Source organism: Flavobacterium sp. UBA7680 (assembly GCF_002482975.1).
Classification (GTDB): Bacteria; Bacteroidota; Bacteroidia; order Flavobacteriales; family Flavobacteriaceae; genus Flavobacterium.
Map to the genome: position 1 here is coordinate 206,479 of NZ_DLHA01000028.1, position 21,137 is coordinate 227,615.

Sequence of the window (21,137 nt, forward strand, 5' to 3'; positions counted from 1 at the left end):
AAAAAAATGCAGTTACAGTTTGTGCGCTATTTCTTTTTTATACTTATTCAAAATAGATTTTGTCATACCTAAATTGGCTTTGGTCGAATCTACTGCTAAATAAATAAAATACTCTCCGTTATCAGAAACGTCAATAATATGAATTTGAGAAGTAAGTGTAATCATAACGTTGTCAACAACCTGACCTTGTAATTTTAAAGCTCTTATGGCATTCATTTCTGCTTTGACGACTTCAAGATTATAGGCAGATGCTAATTCCGGATCAAAATCGCTAAAAGCTGATTGTGAATAATAAGACATTCCGCTTTTGATTTCTGCTACAGAAACTGCGATAAAACCAGGTACGTTCTTTTTAAGATCTTCTCCGAATTGTTTTAAAAAATCAGACATATGTTTTGGGTTTAATAGGATTCTAAAATGTTATTTCTTGTGGTACTTGACACAAATTTATAGATCTGATTTTATTTAATTATCCGCAATACATACCTTTTTTTATTTTTTTTCTTACTTTTTTACAATAGAAAAATGATACAAAAAAGGGGAAAGATATCGAATACCTTTCCCCTTTTAATAACTAACCTTTGTATTTAAAAAGTAACAAATTTTGCACCTAAACTGAACCATCTTGCCGGCAAAGGAAATGCTCCAATTTCATAATAAGTAGTATTGAAAATGTTTTGTGCATCAATAAAAATGGTAAACTTTTTAATGGACTGACTAACTCTAACGTCGTTAATCCAGTAAGAAGCTCCGGTAACTCTTTCGTTAAAACGAGTTGCCAGTAAAACGGAGAAATCTTTATGCTGGAAATCTATCGTATTGGTTACCTGATGTTTTAAAGACGAAATCAGATATTTAGAATACGGTTCTTCGCGGGTATCTTTAAATTTAGAATATAAGTAAGAATAACCTAAAGTGAAATTTAATTTTGAAGCATCAGAAAGATCAAATCTGTACGATCCGCGCATATTGATTCCGTTTGTAATTAAATCACCATAGTTTTGACTTTGCCACGGCACCGTTGTTACCATTCTTGTCCAATCAATGTAATTGCTTATTTCTCTGTAGAAATAATTCACATTTAAGTTTAAAGATTTTCTGTTGAATTTAAACCCAAATTCACTTTGAAAAGCATTTTCTGATTCCAAATCAGGATTTCCAATATTTCCCGGACGCTGATTCAAGTACAAGTCTGTAAACGAAGGAATCCTTTGACTAGTCCCCACATTAGCAATAACCTTAAACTCGTCTGTCAACTCGTAACTTGCATCAAGCCCTGGATAAATCTGCCATTTATAATCTGAATTATAATTTAAATAAGTTCCTAAATTCACGTTCAGTTTTTCAAACAAATATGTTTTGTATTCTGCATAAATCCCCACATTTTCACGATCGTGATCCCCTATATTTGAAGAATGAATATCTTCGTTTCTGAATTCGGCACCAAAACCAATTTCACCTTTTTCCGTTTTGATAGAAGAGTTTAATTCTGCCGCAATAGAATTAGTATAATGCTGACTTCTTCCAACATTCAGGTTATTATTCCCTAAATATCGATAATCGTCATAATTGTATCTGTATGTTACTCTTGGCATAATTTTCCAGTTTTCCGTAATAGAATGTTTCGACTGAATATTAGCAAAAGTTGTCTGTACCACTTCCGTAGAATTTTTATCGCCTGGTGCAGCATAAAATCCGTTGGCTCCAAATCCGTTGTTTACATAACCAAACGAACCTAAAATTTCGTTCGAATCGTTAACCTGAACATTTCCCTGATACAAGATTTTATTGTTTTCAAAACCTGTATTATAGCGGTATCCGTTGCTTTTATCGTGTGATGCAAAAATAGAATGCTGGTGTTTTTCTTTTCCTAAAACAGCTCCAACCTGAACTCCGGTTCCAAAAAATGTATCTCCAGAATCATCAGAATCTTTCTCAAAATTAGAACCTGCATAAGTACTTAATAAAACTCCTGATTTTGTTGGCTTTTTAGTAATAATATTGATCGCTCCTGTTAAACTGTTGATTCCGAAGATTCTTGCCGCCGGACCACGCAAAATTTCGATTCTTTCAATTGCTTCAACCGGAAGGGGCAGATTAAGCATATTGTGAGCCGTTTGAGAGTCAATTATTTTCGCACCATTTAACAAAACAACAGTCTGCTCAAAACTTCCTCCGTCTACACTTATATCAGCCTGTCCTCCAAAAGGTCCTCTTTGTCTAATATCAACTCCGTTTGCATATTGCAAAACTTCCTGAAGCGTCCTTCCCGGTAATTTCTTAATCGTTTCGTTACTAATAACATAAACGTTTCTGTTTTGTTTTGAAATTGGCGTGCTTAATCGGTTTTCATGAATAATTACCTCATCAATTTCTATAATCGAATCCTTTTTTGTCTGGGCATAAAAGTTGGTACATATTAATGCTGTAACAGCAAAATAGATTTTTTTCATTCTGGTTTTAATTTTTTTGCAAAAGTAGTACCTTGCCGTACTAATCAAGTATACCAGTTTTGTAATTATGAGTGGTCCGGTTCAAATTCCTTTTAAAAGTTTTATTCGGCTAAAGCCAGAAGAAAGCACGGCAATTTACCTGCAAATCGTTTTTGAATTTATAAAAGCGATACAAACGGGATTTCTTCCAGAAGGAACAAAACTTCCGGGAACACGCATTTTATGTAAACTTTTAGCCGTAAATAGAAACACTTTAATAAAGGCTTTTCAGGATTTAGAATCTCAGGGCTGGATTGAAACGCTTCCAAATAAAGGAACTTTTATCCTTTCTCAGCACAAAGAAAAAAGTAACGCCGAATTTATAGTTCCAAAGGAAAATAAAACGCAGGAAATCAATATTGGTTTTGAATTCAAACGTTCTACCATTCTTGAAAATCCTACCGAAACCAGTAATCTTCCGTATCAGTTTAATGACGGAATGCCCGATTTAAGGCTGGTTCAAAATGATATTTTGGCAAGACTTTATGTTTCAAAATTAAAAAGACAGAAAACATCCAAAACATACGAACAAATTCAAATTAGGTCACATTTGAATTTTAAAACGCATTTCTCTAATTACCTGAATCTTACGCGTGGTTTGCGAATTTCTACCGCAGATTTATTGACGACAAGCAGCCATGAAATTAGTTTGTATCTGGTTACAAAAGTATTGATTTCTCCGGGCGATAAAGTCGTTGTCGCTTCTCCGGGATATTATATTTCGAATATGACTTTGACGAATACCGGAGCTCAGATTATTACGATTCCCGTTGATCAGGACGGAATTGATACCATTCGTTTAAAAGAAATTTGCGAAGAAACCAAAATCAGGGTTTTATATCTGACTTCCAATTATAATTATCCAACGACAATTTCTTTAAGTGCCAAAAGAAGAAAGGAATTATTGGAACTTGCCAATCAATACGGATTTGTGATTCTGGAAGACGATTACGATTTTGATTTTCATTACGATAATAATCCTATTTTGCCTTTAGCCGCTTTTGATTCCAATCAAAAAGTGGTTTATATTGGGTCATTTGGAAGATCGCTTCCGTCTGGATTTAGTTATGGTTTTGTGGCCGCTCCGCCCGAATTTATTTCTGAATTAGAAAAACACCAAAACATTCTGGAACCCGGAATTGATGTTTTAAAAGAACAGGTTTTAACCGAATGGATTAACGAAGGCGAAGTGCATCGTCTTTCGAAGAAAAATAAAAAAATCTATAAAGAACGCCGTGATTATTTTGTTTCCTTATTGAATGAAAAACTGAAAGGCAAAATTAAATTTAAAGTTCCTGCACGAGGTTTGGCGGTTTGGATTGAATGGCTTGACAAATTCAATTTGATTACACTGCAAAAAGAATGTGTTAAAAATGATTTATTTCTGCCTAAAACTATTTTATACCAAACCAAAGATGTAACCGCCACAAGATTAGGTTTTGGACATTTAGAAAAAGAAGAAATGGAAAAAGCGGTTTCTATTTTATGCCTGTCAATTGAAGCGATTGGAACACAAAAGTCCTGAATTTGAACACTTTTTAAAGTTATTCTTTTTTGAATTTTGCTTTATAATTAAACACAAAAATTATGAGCAGTCAAAAAGTATGGTTTATAACCGGAGCTTCAAAAGGAATGGGACTTGAAGCTGTAAATGCAGTTTTAAAAAATGGCGATAAAGTAGCCGCAACTTCCCGAAATTTAAAAGAATTAATCGATCAAATTGGAAATCAAAACGAAAACTTTCTTCCGCTTCAGCTTGATATTACCAATGATGGAGAAGTAAAAAACGTGATTCAAACTACAATTGATACTTTCGGAAAAATTGATGTTGTCCTGAATAATGCGGGTTATTATTTAGTGGGAAGTATGGAAGAAATAAGCAACGAAGAATTCCGTAAAACAATCGATGTCAATTTATTCGGAACCGTAAATGTGATTCGAAATGTGATGCCGTTTCTGCGTCAGCAAAAATCAGGACATATTTTAAATATTGCTTCTAATATGGGCTATATTGGTTACGCGAATACGGGAAGTTATAATGCTGCAAAATTTGCCGTTATCGGACTTTCTGAAGCTTTGGCGCAAGAAGCAAAACAATTCAACATCAAAATTACTGCGGTTGCCCCGGGAATGTTTAGAACGAGTTTTATGAGCGACAGCACTTTGGCGCAGGCCAAAAATAAAATTGACGTTTATAATGTAGAGCAACACGTAAATATGCTGAAAAGTTTTGACGGAAACCAGCCCGGCGACCCAAAGAAACTGGTTAAAATATTAATTGATATTACGAATTTAGAAAATCCGCCCGTACATCTTCCTTTAGGGAATGACAGCTATAATTCGATTATCGAGCATCGAAAAACCGAAGCCGAAGAAATGGAATTATGGAAACATCTTTCATTCGCGACTAATTTCGATTAATTTGTAAATTTGTTTAGATGAAAAAATCGGTTCCACATAAAATCAAAAGTATTTCAGAACTGCATCAGTTATTTGCACTCTCTAAACCAGATCATCCTTTGGTCAGCGTCATTGATTTTGCTTTACTGAGTTATAAACACAGCGATATCTGGGAACATTTTTCGAATGATTTTTACTGTATTACTTTGAAAAAAGGCGTTAACGGAAAATTTAAATACGGCCAGCGTGATTATGATTTTGATGAAGGAATGATAACGCTCACAAAACCAGATCAGATATTTTCGGTTACACAGACGAATGATAATCCTGTTACGGGTTTTATGCTGGTTTTTAAAGCTGATTTAATTCGAAATTATCCTTTAGGAAAAACGATTAACAATTACGGATTTTTTTCCTACTCCATTGCAGAGGCATTACATCTTTCTGATAAGGAAGATGTAATTATTTCAGGCCTTTTAAAACAAATGCAGGACGAATTGAAAAACAATATTGATCATTACAGCCAGGATTTGATTGTGGCGCATCTTGACTTGATTCTTAATTATATTAACCGATTTTACGGCAGACAGTTTATTACCCGAAAAACTGCTGCCCACGATTTATTAAGCAAATTAGAGGGCTTATTATTTGATTATTTTGAGAAAGAAAATCCTGTTGTAAAAGGACTTCCAACGGTGCAGTACTTATCGCAGGAATTAAATATTTCTGCCAGTTATTTAACCGATTTACTTCGAAATATTACGGGGTTAAATACGCAGCAATACATTCAAAATCATATTATTGAAAAATCAAAACAATTGCTTTCGACAACCAGTTTAAGTGTCAATGAAATTGCCTTTTCATTAGGTTTCGAATATTCGCAGTCGTTTAGCAAACTCTTTAAAAAGAAAACCAATTTAACACCGCTTCAGTTCAAAAAATCTCTTAACTGATTTTAAAAAATCAATCAAAATTTTGAATCCAACTTATTTTTTACATAATTTTGTACCGATCATTACAAAATAAATCTGCGATGCGAGGAAGACCGACAATTTACGAAGATGCTAATATTATAAAGAAAGCTCAGGAAGTTTTTTGGCAAAAAGGATACAGCGCTACTTCATTGAGCGACTTGCAAAAAGCGACCGGAGCCGGAGCCGGAAGTTTTTATAATACGTTTAAAGGCGGTAAAAAAGAGGTTTTTCAAAAAGCTATTGAAGAACGCAGACTTGCTTTTGACGCTTTTAAAAGTGAATTAAGCAAAAGCGATTCGCCTTTAAAATTAATTAAAGATTTTTTTAGAAGTATCGCTTCCGCGGATGAAAACGAGCATCTTAAAGGCTGTATCATTGCTAATACGGTTGTTGAAATGACTTTTATTGATGAAAAACTGGAAGCCAATGCCGTGCAGATTTTAAAAGAAGTCGAAGAAATGTTCACGCAGGCAATAAAAGAGGAACAGGCAAACGGAACTTTGAAAACAAAAACGGCTCCCGAAATATTAGGGAAATATTTGATCACTTTTTGGTGCGGATTGAATACACTTCGCCGAATGTATCCCGACAAAAATGTCTTAAAAAATCAAATCGAAATGCAATTAGCTGTTCTCAGCTAATTTTTTTGACTATTTATGTATCAATCATTACAAAATTAAAACAATAAAAATGAATTTAAAATTAGAAGGAAAAAAGGCTTTTATAAGCGGTTCGACTCAGGGAATTGGTTTTGCAATTGCACAGCAGTTATTAAATGAAAAAGCAGAAGTTATCATTAACGGAAGAAATGAAGAAAAGACGAACCTTGCCGTTCAAAAATTAAAAACCGAATTTCCTGATGCAATTATTTCTGGAATAATAGCTGATTTTAGCAATAAAGAAGAAGTTGCAGATTTATTGAGCAAATTAGACAATATCGATATCTTAATTAATAATGTCGGCGTTTTTGAATTAAAAGCTTTTGAAGATATTGAAGAGGAAGATTGGTACCGAATTTTTGATATTAATGTAATGAGCTGTATTCTTCTTTCTCAAAAACTTTTACCTCAAATGCTGAAGAAAAATTCAGGGCGAATTATTTTTATCAGCAGTGAATCTGGAGTGAATATTCCCGGAAATATGATTCATTACGGAATGACAAAAGCGGCTATGATGGCTGTAAGCAATGGCCTTTCTAAATTAACAAAAGGAACAGAAGTTACAGTAAATACGATTTTAGGCGGTCCGACATATTCTGACGGCGTTGCGGCTACCATTGAACATATTGCTTCTTTGCAAAATATAGAAGTCGAGCAAATGAAAAGTGCTATTATTCAGCAGACAAATCCGGATTCTTTACTACAGCGTTTTATTAATCCAGACGAAATTGCTTCTCTTGCGGCTTATCTTTCAAGTCCGCTTTCTATCGCAACAAATGGTTCTTGTTTACGCGCTGATGGCGGGGTTTTAAAAACTGTTTAATTGAAATATTCTAAAGCCTTGACTATTAAAATCAAGGCTTTAGTTTTTAATTTATTTAAGATGTTTTTCTATAATTTAAAACGGCGGCAATATTCAAAACAATAGCAAAACCTATAATGACTAAAATATGTTTTTGTACATCTTTAAAACCGCTTCCTTTTATAACAACCATTCGCATTACATCAATAAAATAACTTATGGGGTTGAATTTTGAAACGGTTTTTGCCCAATCCGGCATACTGTCAATTGGCGTAAATAAACCGCCCATTAAAACAAAAATCATGACAAAAAAGAACATAATAAGCATCGCTTGCTGCTGCGTGTCGCAGATTGTGGAAACCAATAATCCGAAACCTAAAATAGCCAATAAATAAACGGCGATAAAAGCGTATAAAACCAACAGATTTCCGACTGGAATTATTCCGTAAAAAATCCAGCCGACTAATAATCCCAATGTAAAAACTACATTGCCGAGAATCCAGAACGGAATTAATTTCCCTAAAATAAAATGATATTTTTTGACCGGAGAAACATTAATCTGTTCGATTGTTCCGGCTTCTTTTTCTTTTACAATATTTAATGCCGAAAGAAAACCGCCAACAAGAGTAACCAAAATAGCCAGAATTCCCGGAACCATGTACAATTGGTAATTTAAATGCGGATTGTACCAGTTTGATGATGTAATTTCGATTACGGGCATTGCATTAAAACTTGTTGGAACATTCATTTTTTTTCGCAATCCGTTATTGTATTCTCTAATAATATCGCTGATATAACCGGCACCTAATCCGGCTTTTGTTCCGTTAATGGCGTTTACTCCAATAAAAAGCTGCTGTTTATTTTCTTTAATAAGATCTTGTTCAAAACCGTGGGGAATTTCCAGAATTAAATCGGCATTATCTTCTTCTAATTGAGCGAATGCTTGTTTATAAGAATCGTTATAAGTTCTCAATTTGAAATAACCGGAAGCAATAACCTGATTGATTAAATCTCTCGAATAATCAGATCGATCGTTATCAACCACCGCCAGATTAATATTTTTGATTTCATAATTGGCGGCAAGCGGCAAAATAATAAGCTGCATAACAGGCATTACCATAATTACGGCTAAAATGGCACGATTACGAAATATTTGTTTGAACTCTTTGATGAGTAAAAATTTGATGATTCTCATGACAAACGTATTTTAAAGCTTTTAAGGCTTATGATCAATAAGAAAATAGTGATTCCGAAGAGGATTAAAGTTTCTTTCCAGACATAGGAAAATCCTAATCCTTTTATCATAATTCCTTTTACGATAATGTAATACCATTTTGAAGGCACAACATTTGAAAACCATTGCAAAGGCAAAGGCATATTTTCGATAGGAAACATAAATCCGCTGAAAAGTAAGGTTGGCAAAAGCATTCCTAATAATGAAATCAACATTGCGGTTTGCTGTGAATCTGTTTTCACCGAAATAAATATTCCTAACGTCAAACAAGTTATGATAAACAAGGTGCTTTCTGCAAAAAGTAAAAGTATGTTTCCGGCAATTGGCAAATCGAGCACAAATACGCTCAATAATAAAATGGAAACTACATTTACCATTGAAAGTAAAAGATACGGAACTGCTTTTGAAAGTATTACCATTAAAGGTTTAAACGGCGAAACCAAAAGAATTTCCATGGTTCCGGTTTCTTTTTCTTTTACAATCGCAATTGTCGTCATCATCACGCAGACTAACATTAAAACCAAAGCCATAACACCGGGAACAAAGTTTGGCGCGCCTTTTAACTGCGGATTGTATAACATTTTTACTTCAGGTTTTATCTGCAACGGCACTGCATTTTCCTGATTTAAATCTGCCTGATAATCGTTTATAATCGATGTAACATAATTCGTCAAAGTTGTCGCATTATTTGGATCTGATGCATCTGCCAAAACCTGAATCTGTGCTTTATTTTGATGTAAAAGCTGGTTATTAAATCCTTCCGGAAATATTACTGCCATTTTTATTTCGCCGGTTTTAAATGCGGCTTCCAGTTCTTTGCTTCCGGCAAGGGTTTTCCTGATTTCAAAATAACGGCTTGCTTCTATTTTAGTAATGATTTCTTGTGAGGCAATATCTTTGGCATAATCAACGACCACTATTTGGGTGTTTTTTACTTCATTGGTTAAAGCAAAACCAAAAATAAGAATCTGCACTACTGGCATCCCAAAGAGAATGAGCAGTGTTTTTTTGTCACGCAGTACGTGCAAAAATTCTTTTTTTACGAATGTTAGAAATTGTTTCATATTCGGATTTTTTTTATCCTGCAAGGTTTTTAAAACCTTGTAGGTCTGATAATTATTTTCAACGCTTTAAAGTTAGACCTACAGGGTTTTGAAAAACCTTGCAGGACGAATACTATTCTCCGCGTTTTGCTTCTCTGGCAAGATGATAAAATACTTCATCCATTGTGGTTACGCTAAATTGTTTTTTTAGGTTTGTTGGCGTATCGAGCGCTTCTACTTTTCCATCAACCATAATAGAAACTCTATTACAATATTCGGCTTCATCCATATAATGTGTGGTTACAAAAATGGTAATTCCGTTTCCGGATGCTTCATAAATCAAATCCCAAAATTGTCTGCGCGTTACGGGATCGACGCCGCCTGTTGGTTCATCCAGAAATACAATCTCTGGTTTATGAATAATCGCGGTTGAAAAAGCCAGTTTTTGTTTCCATCCTAACGGAAGTGAACTTACTCTTTTGTCTGCCTGATCTTCCATTCCTAATTGTTTCAAAAGTGCAGCGCTGTTTTCTTTGATGGCTTTATCGCTTAAACCATAAATTCCGGCAAAAAAGGTGATATTTTCCTGAACCGTCAAATCATCGTACAACGAGAATTTCTGACTCATATATCCTATACTTTTCTTTATTTTTTCGGTTTCTTTATAAATATCAAAACCTGCAATTTTTGCTTCTCCGGATGTTGGGTTCGATAAACCGCAAAGCATTCTCATTGCGGTTGTTTTACCTGCGCCGTTTGCGCCGAGAAATCCAAAAATTTCTCCTTTTTCCACTTCAAAAGTGATGGCATCTACGGCGGTAAAATCTCCAAATCGTTTGGTTAATGCTTTGCACGAAATTACTTTCTCGTTCATAAAAATTGGTTTTAAACCGTTGGTATAAACTTTGTCAAAGTTTGAAACTTTGACAAAGTTCTAAGCCTGGCAATATTTTAACTTAAGAGCTTAATAAAGCTGTCTTCAATCGTTACGGCAGCTTCTTTTATCTCTATATTTTTAATTCCTTTTGTTTCCAAAAACTGTAATAAATCTGCTTTGTTTGGATTTTCCTTGAAAGAAAAATGAGCAAATTCTCCAAAAGCATAACTCATTAACCGATTTGGATATAATGCCAAAGCTTTTAAAAGTGAATACATATTATCTGCTTTTATGGCAAAAAGTGTATCAGGATAATTCTTGATTATATTTTTTGGACTGTCAATTGAAAGAATTTTTCCGTCCTGAATCAATGCAATTCGATCACAAAGATTGGCTTCGTCCATATAAGGAGTCGAAACAATAATGGTAATATCCTGTTTTTTCAGTTTTTGGAGCATTTCCCAAAATTCCTTTCTGGAAACAGGATCAACTCCGGTTGTAGGTTCGTCCAGAAACAAAACATTTGGTTTATGGATTAAGGCACAGCATAAAGCCAGTTTTTGTTTCATTCCGCCTGATAATTTTCCTGCTCTTCGGGTTTTAAAAGGTTCAATCTGAACATAAATATCTTTGATCAAATTGTAATTTTCCTCAATCGTAGTTCCGAATAATGTGGCGAAAAAATTCAGGTTTTCTTCAACCGTTAAATCCTGATACAAAGAGAATTTACCTGGCATGTAACCAATTGTATTTCTGATGGATTTAAATTCTTTTACCACATCCAGTCCGTCAATTGAAGCCGAACCGCTATCTGCTAATAAAACCGTAGTCAGAATTCTGAAAATACTGGTTTTTCCTGCGCCGTCCGGACCGATTAATCCAAAAAGTTCGCCTTTGTTTACCGAAAATGAAACATCATTTACAGCGACCTTTTTTTCCTTTCCGTAGGTTTTGATAATATTTTTTACAACAACGGATTCCATTATTTTGAAAGTTTGAGTTTGATTTCGCCATACATTCCAATTTTCAAATAACCATCATTTTTAACTCTCACTTTAACGGCGTAAACCAAATTGGCACGTTCGTCTTTTGTTTGAATTGTTTTTGGTGTAAACTCTGCTTTATCGCTAATCCATTCTACAACACCGCTGTATTCTTTATAAGTTTTGTTTGTGTCGTCTACAAAAACTTTTACATTGTCGTTTAATTTTACGCCCGGCAATTGATCTCCGGTAATATAAACTCTTAAATTTATTGTTGATAAATCGGCGATTTTATAAAGCGGTTTACCAATTGTCGCCATCTCTCCTACTTCAGCATATTTTGTCAAAACGGTTCCGTTCGTTTTATTGACAATTTTCGATTTAGCCAGCTGATCCTGAATTTGACTTATCTGAACTTTTAAGGTTTGGGTTTCATCGTCGATTCCGGTTGTACTAATATTAAGCTGGGTTTGTAAAGCGGTAATTTGTTTTTGAATAACCGAAACTTTTGTCGTTGCATCATCTAGTTGTTTTCTCGTTGCGGCATCGGCTTTTACCAGATTCTGCATACGCTGCTGATCTAATTTTGCTTGTTTCAGTTCTTCTCTGTAAACATCTAACTGCGAATTGATATCGGGCTTTTTACTTTGCGTTGCTTTAATTTGTGCCAAAAGCTGATCTTGTTTCAGCGAAAGCTGTATCGTATCAATATAACCTACGACTTGGTTTTCTTTTAAAATATTCCCTTCTTCAACTTTTAACTCTTTGATTATACCGCCTGCTTCTGCCGGAATAATGGTTTCTACTGCTTCAAAAGTTCCTGTTGCATCAAATTCGTTCTTATTATCAGAACATGATATTGCTGTTGCTGCTATTATTATAAATGCTATTTTTTTCATCTTATGCTTAATTACCGGTTATTAATTTTTGTCTGTATTTTGCCAAAAGCAAATCTGTTTCATGAATAATTTTGTTTTGTGTTGCTGCGTTTTCTTCGTTTACTTCTCGCAGATAATCGCTGGAATCAATTACGCCATTGTCTAATTGTGCCAAAGCTGCTTTTTTAACATTGTTTCTAAGTGTTATAATTTCATTGTCAGAAACCAGATATTCTTCGAGTTTTGTTATTTCTGCACTTTGTTGTTTTATGGATTGATTGGTATTGAAAAGAAAAACTTCTTTGTCGACTTCGAGCTGCTGTTTATTAATGTCGATAATTTGTTTTTGTTTTTTATCTGTATAAAGTCCCGTTAAAGACCAGTTTAGCCGTACTCCGCCAATGTAATAGGATTTCCACCCAACTTCGAGCATATTCAGTCCCGGATTTCCGTAACCGCCCTGCACGAAGAAATTGAACTTTGGAAGATTAGCAATATCAACTGCTTTTTTACCTAATTCCAGACTTTCATTTCTGTAGCTGAAAAGTGCTAATTCAGGACGATTTATTTCAATTGAATTTACAATATTTTCAGGCGTTTCTAATTTTGTGTTTGGAGATAATTCTGAATTGATGAAAAGCCCCAGCATATCTAAATAGGCTTTTTTGTAATTGCGAATTCCAATTGCGGTTTGATCAGCTTTTAGATATTCTGCTTTTAGCAAATCTAAACTGCTTCTGTATGCGGTTCCGTTATTTAATTGTGCCTGAACGGTTTTGATTCCGATATTGATGTCGTTTTTAAGTAAATCATTTTGGTGCAGCTGCTCATCAAAAACTAAAATTCCAAAATAAAGTTCCGTAACTTTTTGTTTTACTGCATATAAATCAACCCGAAGCTGTTGTTCTGAAACTTTGGTTTGTTTTTCTACAACTTCTTTCTGTTGTTTTAAATTTCCTCCGTCATAAAGCAGCTGATTTACTTCTGCGTAAGCGCGATATTGATCTTTATTTAAAATGGGAACCTCAACACCTGGAAGACTTATTGGCATTTTGGTAACATCAGATTGATATGTTGCCTGACCAAAAATGTCAAATTTAGGATAATATCCTTTGGCAATATTATCAATCGTGAATTCGCCGCTTTTGGCAATTAAATCTCGTTTTTTAGATAACGGATAATTTTCTTCTGCTAATGTGTAACAATCCTGCAGTCGTAACAACTTGTCGTTTTGCTGTGCATAAAAATGAAATACGGGTATAAAAACCAATATAACTACTAATAACCTTTTCATATTCAACTTTTTAATTTTTAATAATTCGTTTTAATCATTTGATTAAATCTAGTCCAAAAAAATAGCTAAGAGTTCATCATAGCTTTAAACCATTGTATAATCAATGTTTTTCTTTCTTCTGCAAAATCATTCATTTGACTTGGTGTCATAACTCCGGCTGATTCTAAAACCGGTTTTGCTATAAAAGGAAAAATACACATTGATAATAAATTGATTATAAAATGAAGCGGATTAATATCCGGTTTTCTTTCTTTCAATTGTTTTACAAAAATAGATTCTGTCAATAATTTTCCGGCTTGTACTTTGTTCCCAAAATGTTCGGGATTATTTCTTATTTCGCTTAAAACAAATAATGGCAAACCCGGATTTTGGAGTAACATCGTGATATAATTATCGGCTATCAACGTTACTTTTTCTTCTATGGAAGTTGTATCACCATTCACTATGGGTGCAATTACACCAAATAATTTTGCCACTTTCTCTGACATTACCAATTCAAAAAGTTTTTCTTTGCTTCTGAAATAATAATTTAAGAGTGCCAGATTAATTCCTGCTTCTTCGGCAATATCACGAGTACGCGTGGCAGAATATCCTTTTTGTGTAAATACTATTCTTGCTGCTTCTTTTATTTTTTCTTCGGTACTTGCGTCTTTGCTTTTTGGGGTCATAATTTTGTAAATCTTCGGCAAAGATATAAATGATTTTTAATTAAACAAGAGATTTAATCAAATGATTAAAAAATATTTTTAAACTAATACTAAGATTTTGAAGCATTTATACAAGAAATGCCTGTAAATTCGGGATTTACAGGCATTTTAGATAACTAACAAATATTAACAATAAAAACTAAATGCTTACTAAAAAGTATTGTAGTTTATTTCGAAAATTCAACTGTATTTAATTTTTTCCAGCTTCCGCGGGTAAAGTCCGGGATTTCTACAGGAGCTGAATTATGATCTAAAGAGATTTCGGTTAACGGACTTAAACAAGACCATTCAGCTAAATCGTAAACATCCATATCAAGCGGAAGTCCTTTTTGCAGACAATAAAACATTCTGTAATCCATAATAAAATCCATTCCGCCATGACCGCCGACTTTTTTAGCCAGTTCTTCGATATCTTTTACGATTGGGTTTTTATATTTTTCCATTAAAATCTTTTTTACATCTTCCGAAACATATTCTTCTGCATTTAGATTTTGATAGTTTTTAGAAATTTCTGCTCCAACTTCTTTGGCATCAATTGCATAACCTTCTACCGGATATTTATTAGCAAATCCTTTTGTTCCAGATAATTGATACATTCTGCTGTAAGGTCTTGGACTTGTAACATCATGCTGAATCTGGATTGTTTTTCCCATTTCGGTACGAATCATCGTCATGGTGTGATCTCCATTTCTAAAATCGGTTACGACTTCGCCTGTTTTTTCTTTTATAAAGGCAGGATTTCCAACTGCTTTTGTATCCATCGAAACCAGAAAATTCATTTTATCACCTCTATGAATATTTAATGCTAGACAAGCCGGGCCCATTCCGTGTGTTGGGTAAATATCTCCTCTGTGTTTACGGTTGTAATCCATTCTCCAGTTGTTCCAGTAATTTCCCCAATATGGCTGAAGTCCGTGAATATAAGAACCTTCTGCGTGAAGAATTTCTCCGAATACGCCTTGTTGTGCCATGTTTAATGTAGTCAATTCGAAGAAATCATACACACAGTTTTCCAGCATCATGCAGTGTTTACGTGTTTTTTCTGAAGTATCGATTATATCCCAGATTTCGTTCATGGTTAAAGCTCCCGGAACTTCTACCGCTACGTGTTTTCCGTCTTTCATGGCTTGCACCGCAATATTAGCGTGGTGTTTCCAGTCGGTTACAATATAAACCAAATCAACGTTGTCTAATTTTGTTACTTTTTTCCAGGCATCTTCTCCAAAAAATTCCTGTGCTTTTGGGGCTCCAAGTTTAGCTAAAGTATCATTTGCTGCTTTTGTTCTTTCTTCGAGCATATCGCATAAGGCTACAATTTCTACTCCGGGAACATGCGGAATACGTCCTACGGCGCCCGTACCGCGCATTCCCAGACCAATAACTGCTACACGAACGTGCGGAATTGCCGGTGTTGCCAAGCGCAAAACATCGGTTTGTCCTTTGTCTCTTTTTGGTGCTTTTGTTTTAATAAGCTGCGCCGATGTGTCGCAGACTTTGAATAGCAAAAGTGCTATTAGTAAAAATCTTAAACTTTTCATTTTTTTTATTTTAGTGATATTTTTGTTTGAACGTTTTTATTTGTAACAATTTGTTTTATTACACTTTTATATAGGTTTTGTTTTTGTGCATGTACCAAAGTATGAAATAAAGAATTCCGAATCCGGCTAAGTCGCAAAATGCGTCATAATAAGCTCCTGTAAATTGCTCAAAACCAAAGAAAATTTGTTTGGCTATTAAGGAGAAATTAAAAACATGTGAGCCAACATAAGCGGCGATTGCATTTAAACCGATTATTCGAAACGGATAAGCCCATTTTGTATAACCCTGAACGTCGACAAGCCAATAGAATAAAGCTAATAAAACAAAGCTGATTCCTGATGAAAAAATTACAAATGAACTTGTCCATATTTTTTTAATAATGGGATGCCAGATACCTATTATCAATGACAGCATAATTGCGGTTACTCCAATTAAGAAAAGATATTGTGCTATTTTTTTTCTTGAAAGTGAAGATAAGAGCAATTCTCCTGCAAACAATCCTGATAATGTTGTGGCTGTAAATCCTAAGCCTGTTAAAAGCCAAGAATACTGTGTTTGATCGTAAAACGGTCCAAAAACCTGCTGATCAATAAATATGGGAAGATTTTTTTCTGGTAATAATTCGAAAGTGTGACCAAAGTAACTCGGAATTGATAATAATACGGCATACAGAACGAGACAAATTACAAAGAAGATGTATCTTCCTTTTCTTGACAAATTCAGATATGCAATACAGGAAAATAAATATCCAACGGCAATGGCCTGAAGTGTATTACTGAAAATGTGAAACTTTGAAATATTCAATTCGAGAAGATTTCCCTGCACGATCCAGCCTAATATAAACAGTACTATAAATCGCTTTAGAATGTGTCTGTATAGTTTAAAATCTGAATACGTTTCTTTACTTCTTTTTCCTAATGAAAACGGAATTACAACGCCTACAACAAATAAGAATAAGGGCATTATGACATCATACAAATGAAAACCAATCCATTCCGGATGTTCGAACTGGTCGGCCAGCGTTTTTGTTAAACTGGTATTTGCCGCTGTATTCAAATTATAGAAAAATCGGTCTGCTACTATAATCATCAAAAGATCAAATCCTCGCAGTACGTCTACAGACATTAATCGGTTATTGGCAATTGTTTTAGTCATTTACTTCTTTTTAAAAATTATTTTAACACATAGGAACATAGGCTTTTTTTTAATGGGAAAGGCGTTTCACTTGTTTAAACAAACATAGACTATGCGAAAAATCCTGATTTTATTTAGATCTCTGGTCAAGCCTTAAAATCTATGCTTCTATGTGTTAAAAAAATTGTGCTCAACAGAGCTAATTTATATTTACTCGATAGCTTATGCCATTTGGCTTAAAAATTAATCTCCAAAAAACTCTTCGCCAAATGGCACATTTTGACCGGCTATCGATGACAAACTACAATTGTAATGTAGAGAACTTAGGCGCTTCCGGGAAGTTGGCAACTAATCCCCATCCTCCATTCATTTCTGTAATTGCAATACCTATTGAACTTCCTAATGTTCCTAACTGTGTTTTCGGAATACTGAATTCGATCGCATTTGTGGTGTCGTTTAAACTCACAATTGATGATGCTTTTAAATTTGCACCAGAACCTGCAATTCCTGCCCAGCCCCAGCCTCCGTTTGGATCGGTGTGGTTATAAAATTGTCCCCAGCCGTTGGTTACTACCGGACCTTCGAATAAAAATTCGGCTCCAGAACCTTGTGCCCAATTGCTGTGTAAAAATCCTGTTTGGGTATTTCCATCGGTATTGATGTACATGTCAACCAATTCCATCAGCATTTTTTTGTTTCCTTCTAAATACACATTTACATTTGGACCTCCTGCCCAGATTTTAATTTTCTGGATTGAACCATTTCCTAATGTATTTTGATCTGTTACGGCAACATCATCCCAATCTGTAAATTTTCCGTCGATTTTGATATCTATGATTATAATTCTTGGGGCAGTTATGGTTTTAGTGATAAAAGCTTCTTCGCCGTTTTCATTAGTTACGGTTAATGAAACTCTGATTTCACCTCCAATTTTATAGGTGTAAACTGGATCTTTTTCGCCAGATGTATAATATAAATCTCCAAAATCCCATCTGTACTTTGTACCGTTTGTGGAAAGATTGGTAAAGGTAAACGTGCTTCCGTCATTTGTAAATGAGAAATCTGCGGTTGGTTTTGTTGCCGAATCGTCTGATGAAGCATTATCGCTCGAACAAGCCGTTAGCAATAACAAAGCGACAAGCAATGTTATGTATTTGGTTAGTTTTATTTTTTTCATGGTTTTTAATTTAAATGTTTTAATAACTATTTAATGATAACCGTTTGTGATAATTTATTGAATCCAGTTGCGGCTTCCCATACTCCTGTATTCGCAAAACGAATACAATAATCTGGTCTGTCAACTAGTTTTGTTGAACTGTCTTCTATCTTTAATAACAATTCATAAGTTCCTGCCGGAATTCCGGATAAGCTCACCGATTCTTTTAAATCGTACGTTACTCTTGGCACTACTTTTCTAACATCGAAGTTTAATTTTTTCTTATAAACCGTTCCGCCAGAAGCTGCTCTTAAAATTAAATAAGCATTTTTTGGATTGTAAACTGGGGCAAAACCACCATTATTCAATAATGCTTGAAACTCTAAAGTTCCATTTACTGCTGCTTCTTTTTTTAGACTTGAAGATGCTAATGAAAGTCTGTAACCCAGTTTTCTTTCAAAATCTGTAAAGCAGTTATTGTTTCTCCATTCCTGTAAAACCGGACCGTAATAATCTAGGTTTAAATACGTCCATTTTAACATTGTCATTTCTTTTTCGGCAATGCTGCAACTTGCGATTGGCACATCTACGGGCGGACAAGTTTCTCCTCCTGTTGGGACATAAAGGGCTTCGTTGCTTATGTATGTTTTTTCAGAAGTGATATCTATGTATGTTCCGTAATCATCAACACTTGCCATAAAACAATCATTATGAAAACCTAAACGAGCTGTATTTGAAGTTCCGTAACCAACGTTCGCGTCCATTGCAATTGTAGTTGCAACATAGTCTTGTTTGATTTTTGGAGTTCTTAACTGAATTTTTACTTCTTTTGGAAAAGAGGCTAAAAGTTTGTCTATAATCAGTTTTTTGTTTGCCGGCGTTGTAAGCTGGTTTGTAGTATAATACCATTCTCCCCAAGCTCCAACAAATCCTGCCTGAACAAAAGCAATTACATCTTTGTTTTCTTCCAAAATTGGTTTCAACTGATCTAAATGTCCAGAGATTACGGCTACAGAAGCATCTGAACCATCTTGTGCATCTGTATACGCAAAACGCAAAACACATTTTAAACCTGATTCTCTTAAACGTGTAAAATCGGTTTTGATAAGATCTAATTGTGTCTGGCTTAAAGCCGAAGTTTTAAACTTTTCCAAATAATACAAACGCAGAATAAGGCTTACATTTTCTTTTTTCAGATTATTTAAAGAGGCTGCTGTCATTGCTGCGCCTTCTGAATTTACCTGCCACGTATGCATAAATCCACGCTCCGGATTTGTGAACACTTCGTTAGAAGCGGTGTAAGTTACTTTTTCAACTCCGTTTACTTGTTCGCCTCCTTCATTTTTGTCACCTCCATCGCTTTGACAGCTTGATGCGACATTAAGAAAAAGGCAGATTAACATTAGTAAATTTTTCATTTTTTGTATAATTAAATTATCTGATTTATTTTATTCCTTCACCAATTGTGATATCCGTCTTCTAATTAATTATATCCAGGATTCTGAATAAATTTACCTTTCCCTTCACTTATTCTGTCTAAAGAAAATGGGAACAACGCTTTGTATGGAGCACTTTGACTTGCTGCACCATTTAAGTCAAGAGCATGTTCTGTATATTTTCCGTGTCTGATTAAGTCCGAACGATATTGTCCGTTTTCACACCAGTATTCGTGTGATCTTTCTAAAAGAATCATATCATTGAATTTGGCAAGTGTGTTGTAATTAACTAATTGAATTTCACTGATTTTAGCTCTTTTTCTCACGATGTTTACCAAGTCAATTGCTTCTTGTGTTGGCGTTCCGGTTTTGTTAACCAATGCTTCTGCTTTTGATAATATTACATCTGCATAACGATATACCACAATATCTACTGTTGTTAAAGCTGTTGTTCTGGCGGCATCTGGATGAATTTTTAACGGAATTGGCCCTAACTGCATGTAATTAGCAGGATTTGCTCTGTTGTACGTTACACCATCTGTTCCTGTAAACTCGGCAATAAGTGCCGTTTTACGAATATCTGTTGCTTCAAAAGAATCATAAAATTTCCATGAACTTTGAATAGTTCCATAACCTCCGCGTTCAGGGTAATTAGCAGGCAATACCATTAACTGCCATTGGTTTTCACTTGTTCCTGCATAATCTGCCGGAACTGCCCAAATTACTTCTTTGCTGTTTACAGGAGGTTTAACATCCCATAATCCAACATAATCTGCGTCTAATCCGTAGTAGTTCATTGTCATGATTGCATTAGCTTGTTCTTCAACATCTGCCCATCTTTTTTCATGCAGATATAATCTTATTAAGACCATTCTTGCCATTCCGTTGCTGAATCTTCCGTATGGTGTGTCGCCCGGAGCTTTTAAATCTGCTGCGGCTTCTTTAAGGTCTTTTTCAATAAAGCTTACCATTTCTGCATTTGAAAGTCTGGCCAAAGGCACTTCGTTCAAAGGGCTTTTAAGAATCTCAAGAGGTGCTACAACAAGCGGTCCGTATAAATCAAAAAGCTCATAGGCTAATAATCCTCTTGCACATTTAATTTCGGCAATAGCATTTTTCTTAACCAGTTCGTTTACATTGGCATTTTGTATTCTGTCAATGCTCAAAGTCATACTGCTTATTTTGTTGTAGAACACATCATAAAATCTTGTAAAAGAAGTAGAACTTGTTTTGTAGCTGTGTAATGATGCTTCTTGCTGTACGCCGTAAGGTCCCTGAAGAATTTCTGTCGTGGCATCAAGTATAAACATTAATCCGTTTTCTGAAGTAGAATGAATACCGTTTCCGTAAGAACCTCTTAGCGGATAGTAGGCAGAAGCTACTATTGCCTGAACATCAGCCTCCGATTTAGGAAATATACTCGGATTAATCTCATCGTAATTGATAGACTCAATATCTTCATTACATCCTGAGAAAACTAGTAATAGTAAAACTATTGTATAATTTTTTAAATTTTTCATGTCTTTTTG

Annotated in this window: 19 protein-coding genes; 5 read left to right on the forward strand and 14 right to left on the reverse strand. The window is 34.7% G+C overall.

Annotated features, from left to right (window positions below; genetic code table 11):
* Positions 1-12: 12 nt before the first annotated feature.
* A complete protein-coding gene (locus B3C18_RS11460) occupies positions 13-390 on the reverse strand; it encodes a hypothetical protein (RefSeq protein WP_053474230.1) in 378 nt (125 codons plus the stop codon).
* Between the two features lie 197 nt (positions 391-587).
* Positions 588-2,453, reverse strand: coding sequence for a TonB-dependent receptor plug domain-containing protein (locus B3C18_RS11465; protein ID WP_291146761.1), 1,866 nt, complete (start codon positions 2,451-2,453; stop codon positions 588-590).
* A gap of 67 nt (positions 2,454-2,520) precedes the next feature.
* Between B3C18_RS11465 and B3C18_RS11470 the strand changes: the two genes are divergently transcribed.
* From B3C18_RS11470 to B3C18_RS11490, 5 genes are all read left to right on the forward strand, one after another.
* Positions 2,521-4,017 carry a PLP-dependent aminotransferase family protein gene (locus B3C18_RS11470; RefSeq protein ID WP_291146763.1) on the forward strand — a complete coding sequence of 499 codons (1,497 nt, stop codon included), beginning with the start codon at positions 2,521-2,523 and terminating at the stop codon, positions 4,015-4,017.
* Positions 4,018-4,079: 62 nt separating this feature from the next.
* A complete protein-coding gene (locus B3C18_RS11475; RefSeq protein ID WP_291146765.1) occupies positions 4,080-4,913 on the forward strand; it encodes an SDR family NAD(P)-dependent oxidoreductase in 834 nt (277 codons plus the stop codon).
* Between the two features lie 17 nt (positions 4,914-4,930).
* Entirely contained in the window at positions 4,931-5,845 is a 915-nt protein-coding gene (locus B3C18_RS11480) for an AraC family transcriptional regulator (protein ID WP_291146767.1), read from the forward strand.
* An 80-nt stretch (positions 5,846-5,925) separates the two neighbouring features.
* A complete protein-coding gene (locus B3C18_RS11485; protein ID WP_291146769.1) occupies positions 5,926-6,507 on the forward strand; it encodes a TetR/AcrR family transcriptional regulator in 582 nt (193 codons plus the stop codon).
* Positions 6,508-6,556: 49 nt separating this feature from the next.
* Positions 6,557-7,348, forward strand: a complete 792-nt coding sequence (locus B3C18_RS11490; protein WP_291146771.1) for an SDR family NAD(P)-dependent oxidoreductase — start codon at positions 6,557-6,559, stop codon at positions 7,346-7,348.
* A gap of 55 nt (positions 7,349-7,403) precedes the next feature.
* On the opposite strand, the gene B3C18_RS11495 is transcribed toward B3C18_RS11490, so the two are convergent.
* The 12 genes from B3C18_RS11495 to B3C18_RS11550 all read right to left on the reverse strand — a co-directional run bounded on the left by B3C18_RS11495 (position 7,404) and on the right by B3C18_RS11550 (position 21,128).
* A complete protein-coding gene (locus B3C18_RS11495) occupies positions 7,404-8,522 on the reverse strand; it encodes an ABC transporter permease (RefSeq protein WP_291146773.1) in 1,119 nt (372 codons plus the stop codon).
* Positions 8,519-9,625 (reverse strand): ABC transporter permease, encoded by a 1,107-nt coding sequence (locus B3C18_RS11500; protein ID WP_291146775.1) that lies wholly within the window; start codon positions 9,623-9,625, stop codon positions 8,519-8,521. The genes B3C18_RS11495 and B3C18_RS11500 overlap by 4 nt, the downstream gene beginning before the upstream one ends.
* 112 nt (positions 9,626-9,737) lie before the next feature.
* The gene (locus tag B3C18_RS11505; RefSeq protein ID WP_180858153.1) at positions 9,738-10,478 is read right to left on the reverse strand and encodes an ABC transporter ATP-binding protein; all 741 of its coding nucleotides are present in this window, start codon (positions 10,476-10,478) and stop codon (positions 9,738-9,740) included.
* Between the two features lie 77 nt (positions 10,479-10,555).
* Positions 10,556-11,464, reverse strand: coding sequence for an ABC transporter ATP-binding protein (locus B3C18_RS11510; protein ID WP_291146778.1), 909 nt, complete (start codon positions 11,462-11,464; stop codon positions 10,556-10,558).
* Positions 11,464-12,363, reverse strand: a complete 900-nt coding sequence (locus B3C18_RS11515; protein WP_291146781.1) for an HlyD family secretion protein — start codon at positions 12,361-12,363, stop codon at positions 11,464-11,466. The genes B3C18_RS11510 and B3C18_RS11515 overlap by 1 nt, the downstream gene beginning before the upstream one ends.
* Before the next feature lie 7 nt (positions 12,364-12,370).
* Positions 12,371-13,636, reverse strand: a complete 1,266-nt coding sequence (locus tag B3C18_RS11520) for a TolC family protein (RefSeq protein WP_291146783.1) — start codon at positions 13,634-13,636, stop codon at positions 12,371-12,373.
* Positions 13,637-13,701: 65 nt separating this feature from the next.
* Complete coding sequence (locus B3C18_RS11525; RefSeq protein WP_291146785.1) at positions 13,702-14,304, reverse strand: TetR/AcrR family transcriptional regulator; 603 nt, start codon at positions 14,302-14,304, stop codon at positions 13,702-13,704.
* 206 nt (positions 14,305-14,510) lie between these two features.
* Positions 14,511-15,881 (reverse strand): Gfo/Idh/MocA family protein, encoded by a 1,371-nt coding sequence (locus B3C18_RS11530; protein ID WP_256635652.1) that lies wholly within the window; start codon positions 15,879-15,881, stop codon positions 14,511-14,513.
* Between the two features lie 58 nt (positions 15,882-15,939).
* Positions 15,940-17,037 carry an acyltransferase family protein gene (locus B3C18_RS11535; RefSeq protein ID WP_291146788.1) on the reverse strand — a complete coding sequence of 366 codons (1,098 nt, stop codon included), beginning with the start codon at positions 17,035-17,037 and terminating at the stop codon, positions 15,940-15,942.
* Between the two features lie 280 nt (positions 17,038-17,317).
* Entirely contained in the window at positions 17,318-18,193 is an 876-nt protein-coding gene (locus tag B3C18_RS11540) for a PKD domain-containing protein (RefSeq protein WP_291146790.1), read from the reverse strand.
* 26 nt (positions 18,194-18,219) lie between these two features.
* The gene (locus tag B3C18_RS11545) at positions 18,220-19,590 is read right to left on the reverse strand and encodes a DUF4832 domain-containing protein (protein ID WP_291146792.1); all 1,371 of its coding nucleotides are present in this window, start codon (positions 19,588-19,590) and stop codon (positions 18,220-18,222) included.
* A 65-nt stretch (positions 19,591-19,655) separates the two neighbouring features.
* Positions 19,656-21,128 (reverse strand): RagB/SusD family nutrient uptake outer membrane protein, encoded by a 1,473-nt coding sequence (locus B3C18_RS11550; protein WP_291146794.1) that lies wholly within the window; start codon positions 21,126-21,128, stop codon positions 19,656-19,658.
* Positions 21,129-21,137 lie beyond the last annotated feature (9 nt).

Coding starts and splice junctions, on each gene's coding strand:
- B3C18_RS11460 (WP_053474230.1), bottom strand. CDS start 390: ATGTCTGATTTTTTAAAACAATTCGGAGAAGATCTTAAAAAGAACGTA.
- B3C18_RS11465 (WP_291146761.1), bottom strand. CDS start 2,453: ATGAAAAAAATCTATTTTGCTGTTACAGCATTAATATGTACCAACTTT.
- B3C18_RS11470 (WP_291146763.1), top strand. CDS start 2,521: ATGAGTGGTCCGGTTCAAATTCCTTTTAAAAGTTTTATTCGGCTAAAG.
- B3C18_RS11475 (WP_291146765.1), top strand. CDS start 4,080: ATGAGCAGTCAAAAAGTATGGTTTATAACCGGAGCTTCAAAAGGAATG.
- B3C18_RS11480 (WP_291146767.1), top strand. CDS start 4,931: ATGAAAAAATCGGTTCCACATAAAATCAAAAGTATTTCAGAACTGCAT.
- B3C18_RS11485 (WP_291146769.1), top strand. CDS start 5,926: ATGCGAGGAAGACCGACAATTTACGAAGATGCTAATATTATAAAGAAA.
- B3C18_RS11490 (WP_291146771.1), top strand. CDS start 6,557: ATGAATTTAAAATTAGAAGGAAAAAAGGCTTTTATAAGCGGTTCGACT.
- B3C18_RS11495 (WP_291146773.1), bottom strand. CDS start 8,522: ATGAGAATCATCAAATTTTTACTCATCAAAGAGTTCAAACAAATATTT.
- B3C18_RS11500 (WP_291146775.1), bottom strand. CDS start 9,625: ATGAAACAATTTCTAACATTCGTAAAAAAAGAATTTTTGCACGTACTG.
- B3C18_RS11505 (WP_180858153.1), bottom strand. CDS start 10,478: ATGAACGAGAAAGTAATTTCGTGCAAAGCATTAACCAAACGATTTGGA.
- B3C18_RS11510 (WP_291146778.1), bottom strand. CDS start 11,464: ATGGAATCCGTTGTTGTAAAAAATATTATCAAAACCTACGGAAAGGAA.
- B3C18_RS11515 (WP_291146781.1), bottom strand. CDS start 12,363: ATGAAAAAAATAGCATTTATAATAATAGCAGCAACAGCAATATCATGT.
- B3C18_RS11520 (WP_291146783.1), bottom strand. CDS start 13,636: ATGAAAAGGTTATTAGTAGTTATATTGGTTTTTATACCCGTATTTCAT.
- B3C18_RS11525 (WP_291146785.1), bottom strand. CDS start 14,304: ATGACCCCAAAAAGCAAAGACGCAAGTACCGAAGAAAAAATAAAAGAA.
- B3C18_RS11530 (WP_256635652.1), bottom strand. CDS start 15,881: ATGAAAAGTTTAAGATTTTTACTAATAGCACTTTTGCTATTCAAAGTC.
- B3C18_RS11535 (WP_291146788.1), bottom strand. CDS start 17,037: ATGACTAAAACAATTGCCAATAACCGATTAATGTCTGTAGACGTACTG.
- B3C18_RS11540 (WP_291146790.1), bottom strand. CDS start 18,193: ATGAAAAAAATAAAACTAACCAAATACATAACATTGCTTGTCGCTTTG.
- B3C18_RS11545 (WP_291146792.1), bottom strand. CDS start 19,590: ATGAAAAATTTACTAATGTTAATCTGCCTTTTTCTTAATGTCGCATCA.
- B3C18_RS11550 (WP_291146794.1), bottom strand. CDS start 21,128: ATGAAAAATTTAAAAAATTATACAATAGTTTTACTATTACTAGTTTTC.